Source organism: Lacrimispora sphenoides JCM 1415, assembly GCF_900105615.1.
GTDB classification, from domain to species: domain Bacteria; phylum Bacillota; class Clostridia; order Lachnospirales; family Lachnospiraceae; genus Lacrimispora; species Lacrimispora sphenoides.
In genome coordinates, this window is the sequence record NZ_LT630003.1 from 3,630,090 (window position 1) to 3,643,377 (window position 13,288).

Below are 13,288 nucleotides of genomic sequence, written 5' to 3' on the forward strand. Positions count from 1 at the left end.
GATATACCCTCAGGGTGTTAAACTTAATCCTGTACCTCTTTCACGGCTCTGCTGACACCGAAGAACTTCATCATAGCATTCATAATGAGAACCGCACCATAAGTAATGAGAATCAATACGGTTGCATAAGCACAGGCCACACCGTAATTCCCCTTTTCCGCCTGTTCATTGATCTGGCAGGTGATTAACAGAAAATCTGGCGTCACCAGCAGGATAATGGCGGAAATGGCGGTAATGCTGCGAACAAAGGCCGTTACCAGACCGCTGAAAAAAGAATCCTTAATAAGAGGGAGAGTCACGGACATAAATACCCTGGCAGAATTGGCTCCCATGTCATAAGCAGATTCCTCAATGGATTTATCAATCTGGCGCAGGGCAGATATCCCGCTTCTGGTACCGGTGGGAAGGCTCCGGACGATAAATACAATGATCAGAATAAGCCCTGTCCCATAAAGGCCGCTCATAATTCCGGAACGGAACAATCCGTTTGCATAGCCCCTGATATATCCAATACCAAGGACCGTTCCCGGAACAGCCATGGCCAGCATGGAAACAAACTCAATAAAGCCCTTTGCCTTAAACCGCTTCTTAACCACAAGATAAGAAATGACCATGGAAAGAAATGCCGTGAGAGGTGCGGCGATTAAGGACAGCACAAAGGAGTCCTTAAATGCCTTGATTCCGCTGGTTTTAAACATATATTGAAACCACTTAAGGCTTAAGCTGTAGTCCCTTCCCCATAGAGTAAACAGGGCGCCAAAGGGAACCATGATGTACATCAGCAGGACAAAAGCCGCAACAATGCCGCAGAAACAGGTAAGCGGGACAGTCACACTCTTATCCTCAATAAGCATTCTCATACGGGAAGCCTTTCCCGTCAAAGTAGCTGCTGTTTTCTTTTCCAGATAATACTTCTGTATCAGGAACAGCACAACTGTCAGGGACAGCAGAACAACTGACATGGCTGCCGCGCCCGTGGAGTCATAAGCTCCTGTCACCTGTAAGTAAATGGTGGTAGCCAAAGTATCATAAGACCCGCCGATCAGCATGGGATTTGCAAAATCCGCCACAGACTCGATAAAGGTCACCAGAAACGCATTGCCAAGTCCCGGAAGCAAAAGGGGAAACGTAACACTGGAAAACACCTTCCACCTGGTGGCCCCCATATCCCTGGTGCCCTCCTCCAGAGAAGGATCAATATTTTTTAAAAGCCCCTTTAGCATTAAGTAGCATACCGGAAAAAAGGTCAGAGTCTGGACAATGGCAATTCCCTTAAGCCCATAGACATTAGAATCATATATGTGAAGCAAGGACCTGCTGATCAGGCCGCTCCTTCCAAAAAGCATGATCATGGACAAAGACAGAACAAATGGCGGGGATACCACCGGAAGCATGGAAACAAGCCCAAAGAGCTTTTCCAAAACCTTAGTTTTCAGCTTCACATACACCTCTACATAAGCAAACAGCAATCCGATGGCCGTAGAAGCGGTCCCCGTGATAAATCCAAGAACAAGGGTATTTTTAAATGCATTCTGGAACCGTTCCAGATTTAAAACCCTCCGAAACACTTGAAGTGTAACAGAGCCCTCCGCATAAAAGCTGTCTATCAACAGCATAAACAGAGGATAAAGAATAAACAGCGCAAGAAAAATAAGCAAAACTGTAATCATGCTGACCAAAATCGGGTCAGAAAAGAATTTTTTGCGCTCCAGCCGGTTACTCTGCAAGCTGGCCATAATAGTCCTCCTTTCTCATTCCAGGCAGGAGTCCTGACTCCAATGATGAAAAAATGCTGCGTAATGGCCTTTTACGCATTACGCAGCATGTTCCTTCCTACAGCCGGACGTTTATTTCCTGCCTCAGTCTCCTTACTGTGTCAGGAAACGGTCGGCATCTGCCTTTTCCGAAGAGCTTCCCAAGGCTTCAAAGAAATCTTCCACATATTTCGCACTGTTTTCTTTTGCATCTTCAAAATCATAATCAATGGTATTATTCATATCCAGACCAAAGCGTACAGCCTCTTCCGGCTGTGTTGCGTTCTTTAAAACCAGGAACTGATAAGCACCGTTTTCCTTTGCAAGATCCACGCACTCTGGTGACAGCGCATATTCGATCCACAGCTTCGCTGCATTTGGATGAGCAGCGCCCTCAAAGATCGCAGTTGCTCCTACCTCAAAGGAGGTTCCGTCCTCAGGAACAATCAGCTGAATGTTATCATATCCCTGAAGAATCTGATAAATTCCGTCATGAAGGAAACCGACTCCAATGACACATTCCCCGGGTCCAACCATCTTAGATGGGCCGGAACCAGATTTTGTATACTGTGCAATGTTCTTGTCCAGCTTTTTAAAATACTCCATAGCAGCATCATGGCCTTTCATCTGTACCATGGTATTGATCACCAGCTTAGCCGTACCTGCTGTATTTGGATTGGAAAGCATGATAAGTCCCTTATACTCTTCTTTTGTCAGATCATCCCAGGTTTTGGGAGCCTCTAACCCAAGTCTGTTTAATTCTTCCGTGTTCACCATAAAGCCCAGAATCCCCTTATAAATACCATACCAGCTATTCGTAGGATCCTTATACTGGTCTCCTATAAGATTCTTGGCATTCATCGCATCATAAGGCATTAAAATCCCCGCTGCAACCGCTTCATTATAGGGGTCAGTCGTTCCGCCGAACCATACATCAGCAGAAGGCTTTCCTCCCTCCTCAGAAACCTTGGTATAAACCTCTGAGGTTGAAAGTCTCTGGAACTTTGTTTTAATGCCATAGGTCTTTTCAAAATACTGGCATACCGCAGCCAAATGCTCCTCTTCGCAGGAGCCATACACCGTTAATTCCCCTTCAGCCTGGGCTGCCTTGATCAGTTCTGTTAAATCTCCATCTTCCCCTGAATCCTTTTTCTCTTCCCCTGCAGCAGCCGTTGTTCCTTCAGCTGTCGACTGCGCCTCTGCTGCTGTCTCTGCCTTTGTAGCTGCCGCCTCTTGTTTGGAACCGCATGCGGTCAGACTGAGAGCCGCTGTGAGCGCCAGCAAAAATGCCGTTCTTTTTTTCATAATAGATATCCCTCCGTTTTTTCTGTTACCTTATAATAACAAAAAAATCCAAAAGCAGATACCGAAAAATCAGTAATAATGTCGTGATTTTTGAACTTATCCAAACCTTTTTTAGTAAAAATACACACTGATTCTTTATTTTAAAAATCTTCCCTCCAATGCTAAAAATTGATCCAGGATCATACGGCTGACCCTGGCCCCGAACACGGTGGCCGGGTGGGCCGGATAATACATGGCATCAGAAAATTCCTTGTGGAACATGACGATAGCATAAGGCCCATAGGGAGTAAACACCAGGCCGCCGTCATTTCTGCAGGCATCCATGCTTCCGCTTTTAGAAGCAACGGAAATCAGGATTTCATCCGTATTGTCACTGTCCATGTAAAATGGAGGAAAGTCCTTAGTGATCATGCTGTTATAATGCTGCTTTTTTAAGATATCCAGCATCTTTTCATCTGCCCCCGGACTAATAAGCTCCCCCTTTGCCAGACGGATAAAAATGCTTGCATAATCTTCCGGCGTACTGGTCCCAAGCCTGTCATACTGCTCAAAGTGAATGGGATTATGCAGCACCGTATCCTTACAGCCAAGGGCTTTGATGCATTGGTTAATCCTCTCCAGCCCCAGATAGTCTATCATCATATTGGTTGCAATATTATCACTTACAATGATCATAATGGTCGCCGCATCCTTTACCCTGAGCATTGCTCCCGGCTCCAGATCCGGAAGCACACCGCTTCCGTCCACTACATGTTCCTCCTTATACTCGATCATATCCTCAAGGTTTTTATTTCCCTTTTCCACCTCATCAAACAGACATGCCAGTATATAGGTCTTTATGGTGCTTGCTGTCTCAAATACCTCATCAGCGTGAATGGCAATTACATTACCATGGAAATCATCCAGATAAATCCCCATTTTCCCATCATAGCTCATGATCTCCGCTTCAATTCTTTTCTCTAATGTCAGTCTGGAATCCATTTTATCCGACCTTTCTCTTAACTTATTTAAATAATAAATCTGTAGGACAGATTCACGCGTTTCGTGCAGCTGCTTTTGCAGCCATACTTCCTCAGCACGGAGTTTGCATCAATGGGGCTGTGCCAAAAATACTCCCTGAGGCATACCAGCTTTCTGCAAGATCCGCCCGATAGTCCTCTGCCTGAGGATTTAGGCTGTTGATCACCACACCGCCACTGCCGGTTTTTCCCGTAGAATGGATATAAGAACCATTTCCCATATACATGGCGATATGTCCCGGAAAATACATAAGGTCCCCTGGAAGCATCTCATCCTTTGGAATCTCATGTACCGGAAATCCTGGTTTTATCCTGGCATCCCGGTAGATAAGGATTCCGTTTAAAAGATAGCTTTCCGACGTAAGCCCGGAACAGTCGATCCCTGCGGTAGATCTTCCACCCCAGCGATACTGGGTCCCCAGATACTGCTTTGCCGTCTCTACCACCGACTTACGGAATGATGCTTCATCCACAATCTTCTTTTGCGGAAGGTCCCCCGTCCACAGACCTGACTGGGAAAATTCCTTTTTCCTTAAAAACTGGTTTCTCATATAGCCCACTCGTCCATTAAAAAGCTCCACCTTGGCCCAGCCTTCGGTTTCTGAGTCAAAGGAGAGTACCCTAATAAGAGAACCACGGAACAGGCTTAAAAGGCGTACTCCCTGAACCTTTGGGAGAGATAGAATGTCCACGTAGATTCCATCTGTAACCATAAGCCCGCACTCTTCCCAGCATTTCAGCTCATCAAGACTCACCAGTTCCATCTCCTCTTTCCTGATAAAGCCGGAATAGCCGTAAAATGTCCGTACCGGGTAAAATCCCAGCTCTTCCGCCCCGGTTATCGTAAGCCCCATCCCATACAGCCCTTCATCCGAAATGGCCGACACTGTCTCTCCAAGGCTGCTCTCTTTTATCTCCGACCGGCCTTCCCAAATAGTAGCAACCGGTATCTTTATAATTCCATAAGATTCCAATGTCATCTCCTCCTTTTCTTTCTGCTATATTCCTTCCGGCACTTTTTATACCGCTTCATGACAGTACAAATGGTTTTCCCGTTTTTGTAAACCGCAAGATACTATATTTTTCATTATTATATGGTCAGATATGCGGAATGTCAATAAAACCCAAAAGTTAAAAAACTCCTTCCGTAACAGGCAGCTTTTGAAACTCAAGCTGTCTGTCACAGGAGGAGTATATTATATTTTCCTAAGATTCCATATATGATCCGATATATTAAAAACTCATTCTTATACTCTCTCAATCCTTATACAGTCTTTTATATTCTTCCGCTTCCTTCCGGTTTGCCAGCACAAAATGCTCTGGCCTTATCTCCCTCCAGGAAGCCTTTTCCCATGAGTAATCATGAACCGAAGGATCATAAACCAGAAGCTTTTTCTCCTTTTCATGCTTCGGATCCGGCATGGGGATTGCGGAGAGCAGCGCCCTTGTATAGGGATGAAGGGCATGGGTGATCAGCTCCTCCGTTTCCGCCATTTCCACAATCTCACCTTTACGGATCACCGCGATCCGGTCCGTGATAAATCTCATAACAGATAAGTCGTGGGCAATAAAAAGATAAGTGATCTGCCGTTTTTTCTTCATATCTCCAAGAAGGTTTAGGACCTGGGCCCGGACCGATACATCAAGAGCAGAAATCGGTTCATCGGCGATGATAAAATCCGGGTTCATAATAAGGGATCTGGCGATCCCGATTCTCTGCCTCTGGCCTCCGGAAAACTCATGAGGGAAACGGCTTGCAAATTCCGGAAGAAGCCCTACGTCAAGAAGCGCCTGGTCCACCCGTTTTTTCCGTTCCTTTTCCCCTAGTCCCTTTTCCATATTCATAAGGCCTTCGCTGATGATATAATCCACCTTGGCCCTTTCATTTAAGGAAGCCTGGGGATCCTGAAAGATCATCTGTATTTCCTTAATGACCTTCCGGTCCAGCTCTGCAGGGATTCTCCCATTGATCTTATCACCTTTATAAAGGATATCTCCTCCGCAGCTTGGAACGATCCTCATGATCGCACGGCCAATGGTGGTTTTCCCTGATCCGGACTCCCCCACCAGCCCAAAGGTTTCTCCTTTGTATATTTTAAAGTTTACCTTCTTTACCGCTTCATATTTCTTTCTGCGCTCTCCAAAGGTCACATCCAAATCCCTTACATCTAACAGTACTTCACGTTCCATCAAAGCAGCCCTCCATTCCTGATTTTGCTGACCACAGGCGGCGGATCCACCTTTGGTGCCCTGGGATCTAACAGCCAGGTCTTCGCCTTATGGGTAGGCGATACCTCAAAATAATGAGGCCTTTTTACAAAATCGATTTTAAGAGCCTGAGGATTGCGGGGAGCAAAGGCATCCCCCATTATCTCCGCATAAAGGTTGGGAGGCGTGCCTGGAATGGAAAACAGATCCGTCCCCTTTACTCCCACCTGAGGCAGGGAAGAAAGCAAAGCCCAGGTATAAGGATGTCTTGCATCATAAAAAATATCTTCACAGGTGCCGATCTCCACAATATCCCCGGCATACATAACCGCCACCCTGTCTGCGATGTTGGCTACCACTCCTAAGTCATGGGTGATCAGAATTACTGAAAGCCTGTATTTATGCCGCAGTTCCTTAATTAGGTCCAGGATCTGGGCCTGTATGGTCACATCAAGAGCCGTAGTCGGCTCATCACAAATAAGGATCTGTGGATTACAGGCAATGGCGATGGCGATCACCACCCGTTGGCGCATCCCCCCGGAAAACTCGTGAGGATACTGGTCAAACCTTTTTTCCGGGTCCTGAATTCCCACATCCATTAAATATTTAAGCGTCCGTTTCTTTGCTTCAGAATGCCCCACCTTCTGATGAAGCAGCACTGCTTCCATGATCTGAACCCCAATGGTCTTTAAAGGGTTTAAGCTGGTCATGGGATCCTGCATGATCATCGCAATCTCATGCCCCCGTATTTTAAGCCAGTCCTTCTCCCTCTTAACGGCTGTTAATTCAACATTCTCCCGGTCATCTGCCCCGGAATAAACAGCACTTCCACCATCCACATAACCATTTCTCTCCAAAAGACCCATAAAGGATTTGGTAAAAACAGACTTTCCGCTTCCCGATTCCCCTACTATAGCCAGAATCTCCCCCTTATATAAATCCAGAGAAATCCCCCGAATGGCATGGAGGGTTTTTCCCCTTAATTCAAATTTGATGTCCAGATCGTTTACCTCTAAAATCTTTTCCTGGTTCATGCTGTCTCTCCTTACATGTGATTCTTGGGATCAGCGGCATCCGAAAAGGCATTGCCGATGATATAAAACGATATGGTAACAAAGGAAAGGATGATTGTCGGGTAAACCAGCTGATAGCGCAATGCAGGGGTGGTGATCAAAGCCCGTCCTTCGTTGATCAGATTGCCAAGACTTGGAATGTTCACCGGAAGTCCCAAGCCAATGTATGTAATAAACACTTCGTTTCCGATAGCAGCCGGAATGGTCAGGGCCATGCGCAGCATGATCACAGACACCAGATAAGGAAGCAGGTTTTTTAAAATAATCCTGCTGACAGGTGTTCCAAGACAACGGCTGGCAACATTATAATCCCTGTCCCGGATAATAAGGATCTGATTCCTGATAAATCTGGCCATCTGAATCCAGCCGGTCAGGCACATGGCAAAGACCAGAGTCTTAACACTGGGTTTTAAAATATAAGAGATCAGGATCAGAACAATGGTATTAGGTATGTTGTCAATGATATTGTAGATTTCCGTAAGAATGAAATCCGCCTTTCTCACATAGCCCCAGATCACTCCCACGGTTATGCCGATGACCGCTTCCGCCAGGGCCACGGACAAACCGATGATCAAAGAAGTCCTGGTTCCCGCCCAGATCCTTGCCCATAAATCCTGTCCAATGGAATTGGTTCCCAAAATAAAGTCTTTTCCCGGAGGAATGTTACGAAACTGCATCCCCTTTGCATCATTGATGATCATATTGGGATCATACTGCCCCGGCAAATAGGGCTGGATAAATGTAAACGCCAGGAGAAGAATCAAAAGCACGAGAAGGATAAAGGCTCCCCGGTTCTTTAAAAAAGCACGGAAGGTGCTGTACCAGTAAGAATAATTACTGTATCCTGTTTTCTCCGCTTCCCTTTCGTTAAAGCCTGCAAAGGAAAACAACGACCCTTCCTCCATCGTCTCCATAAATTCCGCTTCTTTTGTATGACGATAAGAAAACTGCTTCATCATCTGTCACCTTCTTTCTTTCCCAGACTAATTCTGGGATCCAGCAATACCATAAGAAGGTCGCCCAGTAAAAGTCCCAAAACACCTACGCAGGCATAGAGCAGGACAATGCCCTGAACCATGGTATTATCATGCTTTTTAATCACCGTTACAAGAAGCCCTCCCATTCCCGGAATACTGTACAGGGATTCAATATAAATGGATCCGATCACTGTATTTAAAAATGCAGTAGGAATATATTGAGCCAAAGGAACAAAGGCATTGCGGAAAATATGCTTAAACATGACTCCGCCTTCTGACATTCCCTTTGCCTTAGCTAACTTCACATAATCCTTATTGCTTTCATCCACCATATACCGTCTCAGCCACATGCCATAAAAGGCTATATTTCCAAGGGACATGGAAACAACCGGAAGAACCCAGTATTTTGGATCATTGATCTGGAATAACAATCCCACCCCCATCAGCTTGGTGCCATAGAGCTGGATATACAGAAAATAAACAGCAGCAGGAACTGCCTGGATACAGACAATGAAAAGAGTTCCGATCTTATCGAACCACCTGTATTTATACCGTGCCATCAAAGCCCCCATGGGAAGCCCTACAAGAAGAGAGAGCGCCATGGACCAGATCCCAAGTTTCACAGAGACAGGGACCTTATCTTTTAAAATATCAGACACAGGAACATTGGAACGATAGATCCTGGATACGCCCAAATCTCCGTTAAGAAGGTCTTTAAAAAAGCGGACTACCTGGATCGGCAGAGGATCCGAAAGCCCCATCTCCTTTAAACCTACCTGGATCTGCTGAGGCGTCATTTTATCAAAGTTCTGGAAATATCCCTCGATGGGCATCAGGCGTAGCAGACAGAACACCGCGGTCAGAATGATGATCAGTGTAAGAAATGAACGTGCGATTCGTTTACCTAAATACTTTAACATCTGTTTCTCGGCTCCTTTGTGTTTTCTTTTAAAAATACCCTCGGAAGAAGATGTAGCTCCGGCACATCCTTTTCAGACGGTATTTTTCCGCCGGACCATAAGCGTCTCAGCCAATGGTCCGGCGTATATACCTGCCGTTTTATTTTGCGTTTGCTTCTCTGTTAGCCTTAAACTCATCCATGGAAATGTAATGATCCTGAAGATGCTGGCCTTTATACCTGAGATTTGATACGCCAAAGGGTGCATACTGGCCTTCAAATACATCCAGCTTGCTGGCTACATATTTGCTGACAGAAATGCTGAAAGGCAATACAAATGCATGGTTTATCAGGCTTGCTTCCGCCTTGGCAAATGCCTCATAACGGGCGTTGATATCCACTTTTATGTCCTTGGCCGCCTCTATGAGAGTAAAATACTCCAATGCCGCTTCGGCGGAAGGGGTTCCCTCTTCTATTGCTTTTGCAATATTTCCGTACTTATATCCAAGGTCATATCCATCTTCTCCCTTTGCCTGGTAGAATGGATCGGTCCAGGTTTCCGGATCTGCGTAATCAGCTCCCCAGTTACATTTCATCAGTGCAAACTTACCGCTTCGGCGCACTTCCGTTAAGAATCCATCCGCAGGACCTGCTTCTACTATGATGTCAATGAAATCCGTGCCAAGAAGGCTTTCCATCTGCTGCTCCACCACCTGGCATTCCTTATCCCAGTTGACTTCGGAAGGGTTATAGGGCATCAGCACCTTTACCGGGAAGGTGACACCCTCAGCTGCGAGCTCTGTCTTTGCCAGGTCACGGTATTCCTTTGCCTTTGCCTCATGAAAGGACTGCCCAAGGGATGCCATATCGCCCACTGTAGTATAATCCGTTCCGTCCGCATTGAAGGTAAAGTTAGCCGGTGTAATGGAATTAATTACAAAATCGTCAGGAGCTGCCGGCTCCAGAACTGCCACTTCTTTTGTCTTATTTAAGCCTGCAAATAATGCCTTGCGGAAATTCTCATTATTCACCGCTTTTCTCCAGTTATCCGGCTCATACTGAGCATCGAACTGAGGATTAAAGTTGAAGCTGTAGAAATAGGAATAGCTGGTTCTCGGCCTTTCACGGCTGACCAGATTCTTGGTATCCTCGCTGCTCATCCAGTTGTCCAGAATGTCAGAGGAAATCTCCGCGTAATCAATTTCTCCGCGCTTTATCATTTCTGGCCCGATGGTATTGTATTCCGCATTATAAATCTCCTGAATCTCATTTATGTAAACTATATCTGCATCATAATTTGCAGTATTCTTTTTGAATACATGCTTCTCCTGGGGAGAAAACTCCTCCAGATAAAACGCGCCATTATAGTACATCTTATCCGCTGCCGTACCGAAATCCTTTCCCAGTTCCTCAAGCTGCGGGCCATAAGCCGGCATATATACTACGTAGGCCAGGGAGGAAAGAAAATAAGGAACTTCCTTTTCCAGAGTGTAAGTAAGGGTATGTTCATCAACCGCCTTTACACCTACCTCTGAATAATCCATCGGCTCCCAGACCTTTCCGTCTTTATCCGCTCCGCCGTTATATACCAAACCATTATAATATTTCTCTGCATTGGCTATGACTCCAAAAAGGTTCTGTACGTTTGCGCTTTCATACTCAGGAGTCAGCTCATACTTCATGGCATCAACAAAATCCTGGGCAGTGACATCCGCAACTTCCGCTCCGGTGTTGTCCACCCATTTCGCCTCCCGCAGCTTAAAGGTCCATGTCAGCGTGGCATCGTCGTAGCTCCATTCTGTTGCAAGTCCCGGCCTGATCTGTCCTTTGTTATCGTATTCAATCAGGGTATCCACACAGTTGGCCCCTATTTTGTTATCATTTTCCGATGAGGCCGTGAGATAATTTAATGTAGTAGCTTCAGAACCATACAGCTTGGTATACACAGCCGGATTTCCGCTCTCCGCTGCTCCTGTTTCATTCCCTGCAGCCTGGGAACCATTTCCTGCCGTCTTATTCCCGCCACAGCCGCTTAATGCTGTAGAAGCAGCCAGAACTGCGCATAGTGCCGCGGCCATCAGTCTTCTTTTTTTCATAAATTCTCCTCCATTTTCCTAATATTTCTAACCCAAACGGGATTAGTATCCTTTTACTACATTAATCACAGAATGCTTCTACTTTGCTGATTCCCATTCCAGAATCCTCATTCATAATAATCTTAGGTCCGTCAAAAACAGGCCCTCCTATGTAAGGATCTTCCCTGCAAAGAGATGGTCCATCTAAATCCGCCCTGGTAATGATCCCCCTTCCGGCCGCTAGGTGAGCTGCCGCGCTCACTGCAATCTTACTCTCCAGCATACACCCGATCATGCACTCCATCCCAAAGCTTTCCGCAATGGCACAGATTTTTAAAGCCTCATGGATCCCCCCGGTCTTCATAAGCTTTATATTAATGAGATCCGCTGCCCGCTCCCTGATGATCCTTATGGCATCCTCAGGAGAAAAAACGCTTTCGTCCGCCAGGATGGGAGTATACACCTGGCTGGTGACAAATTTCATCCCCTCAAAGTCATGGGCATTCACCGGCTGCTCCACCAGATCCATGACGATTCCCATATCTTCCAGCGTCCGGATGATCTTTACTGCTTCCTTGGCAGACCACCCCTGATTTGCATCAATGCGAAGCCTGATATCCGGCCCTACCGCCTGACGAATGGCCTGAATCCGCTCCACATCCATTTTGCTCTCTTTACCCACTTTGATTTTCAGGATACGAAAGCCCTGCGAAACCGCCTTTAGGCTGTCAGCCACCATCTCTTCCACGCCATTGACGCTGATGGTCAGATCCGTCTCAATCTCCTTACGTCCTCCTCCCAGAATCTTATATAAAGGTTTCCTGCAGGACTTTGCAAAAAGGTCATAAACAGCCATATCCACCGCAGCCTTTGCAGAACTGTTCTTCAGTATACAGCCATGAAGCTTTTTCATGATCCCGTCCAGGTTTTCAATCTCCATTCCAATAATGGCCGGTGCAATGAAATCCTCAATAGCGGAACGGATGGATCCATGGGTATCCCCGGTAATCACTGCCGTAGGAGGCGCCTCACCGAACCCAGTCTGACCGTCATCCGTTGTGATCCTCACCACAATATCATTGACGCTGTCAACCGTTCGTAACGCTGTTTTAAATGGTGTCACAAGAGGAATATTGACCTTTGCCGTTTCTATCTTTATAATCTTCATTGCTTTCCCCCAATTTCTTAAATATCATGATTGACTTGCTTATATAATTCCAGGGAAACCTCAGCCATGACCCTTTCAAAAGCAGGAGTATCCGTCTCATTTCCGCAAAAGCAGACCAAAAACGGTTCTTTTCCATAAACAATCCCCACATCATGAGTGATCCCCATATCTTCCCCTGTCTTGTGGGCAATCTCCGGACTCTCCCCAAGGGCCTGCAGACAAAAGGGAATCTTACTGCAAAGCTGCTGATTCTTAAGAATGGAAATCATTGCTTCGCTGGACCGCCTGTCTATAAGAGTCCCCTCATACATCATTTTTAGAAGCCTGCCTGTTTCATAGGCAGTTATGTAGTTCTGGATTCCACGGCTTGACCTTTCTATATCATACATTTTTCTCTGAAGAAGCGTATGCCTGAATCCAAGCCCCCGGATCGTATCGTTGATTTCCTCTATTCCAAGAATATCGATCAGTATATTGGTGGCCGTATTATCACTGAAAATGATCATTAATGTGACCAAATCCAAACCTGTTACTAAAATCCCATCATGAAGGTAAGTAAGAGCGCCGCAGGAAGGAACACAGTCCTCTCTTTTCACAGGAAACAGCTTATCCATCTGGAAGGTCCCCTTCTTACTCTTTTCAAAGGCAGCCGTCATAACAAACAGCTTGATGACACTTGCCGCCATCATGGGCTCCTGTTCGTGATATGCAAATCCTTCTCCTGTCTTCAAATCCTCATATAAAAAGCTGATTTTTCCAGGAATCCGTTCCAGCTTCTTTATAATTTCATCTTTCATATCTATAAATAAAC

11 protein-coding genes are annotated in these 13,288 nt (G+C 45.8%); all 11 read right to left on the reverse strand.

Translation table 11 applies throughout. The annotated features are described in order from the left end of the window. Positions 1–23: 23 nt before the first annotated feature. On the reverse strand, positions 24–1,736 hold the full coding sequence (locus BMX69_RS16455; protein WP_100042952.1) for an ABC transporter permease: 1,713 nt from the start codon (positions 1,734–1,736) through the stop codon (positions 24–26). Positions 1,737–1,868: 132 nt separating this feature from the next. After that, positions 1,869–3,059, reverse strand: a complete 1,191-nt coding sequence (locus BMX69_RS16460; protein ID WP_100042953.1) for an ABC transporter substrate-binding protein — start codon at positions 3,057–3,059, stop codon at positions 1,869–1,871. A 135-nt stretch (positions 3,060–3,194) separates the two neighbouring features. Next, positions 3,195–4,040: a serine hydrolase gene (locus BMX69_RS16465; RefSeq protein WP_100042954.1), complete on the reverse strand. Its 846-nt coding sequence runs from the start codon at positions 4,038–4,040 to the stop codon at positions 3,195–3,197. Positions 4,041–4,131: 91 nt separating this feature from the next. After that, complete coding sequence (locus BMX69_RS16470) at positions 4,132–5,058, reverse strand: C40 family peptidase (RefSeq protein WP_100042955.1); 927 nt, start codon at positions 5,056–5,058, stop codon at positions 4,132–4,134. Between the two features lie 277 nt (positions 5,059–5,335). Then, on the reverse strand, positions 5,336–6,268 hold the full coding sequence (locus tag BMX69_RS16475; protein WP_174715226.1) for an ATP-binding cassette domain-containing protein: 933 nt from the start codon (positions 6,266–6,268) through the stop codon (positions 5,336–5,338). Continuing rightward, entirely contained in the window at positions 6,268–7,320 is a 1,053-nt protein-coding gene (locus BMX69_RS16480) for an ABC transporter ATP-binding protein (protein ID WP_100042956.1), read from the reverse strand. Before BMX69_RS16480 ends, BMX69_RS16475 begins: the two co-directional genes overlap by 1 nt. An 11-nt stretch (positions 7,321–7,331) precedes the next feature. After that, positions 7,332–8,318 carry an ABC transporter permease gene (locus BMX69_RS16485; protein ID WP_197678652.1) on the reverse strand — a complete coding sequence of 329 codons (987 nt, stop codon included), beginning with the start codon at positions 8,316–8,318 and terminating at the stop codon, positions 7,332–7,334. Then, entirely contained in the window at positions 8,315–9,256 is a 942-nt protein-coding gene (locus BMX69_RS16490) for an ABC transporter permease (protein WP_100042957.1), read from the reverse strand. The genes BMX69_RS16485 and BMX69_RS16490 overlap by 4 nt, the downstream gene beginning before the upstream one ends. A gap of 139 nt (positions 9,257–9,395) precedes the next feature. Beyond that, a complete protein-coding gene (locus tag BMX69_RS16495) occupies positions 9,396–11,330 on the reverse strand; it encodes a peptide ABC transporter substrate-binding protein (protein ID WP_100042958.1) in 1,935 nt (644 codons plus the stop codon). Between the two features lie 61 nt (positions 11,331–11,391). Continuing rightward, a complete protein-coding gene (locus BMX69_RS16500; RefSeq protein WP_100042959.1) occupies positions 11,392–12,477 on the reverse strand; it encodes a dipeptide epimerase in 1,086 nt (361 codons plus the stop codon). A gap of 17 nt (positions 12,478–12,494) precedes the next feature. After that, on the reverse strand, positions 12,495–13,274 hold the full coding sequence (locus BMX69_RS16505; protein WP_054790026.1) for a serine hydrolase: 780 nt from the start codon (positions 13,272–13,274) through the stop codon (positions 12,495–12,497). Positions 13,275–13,288 lie beyond the last annotated feature (14 nt).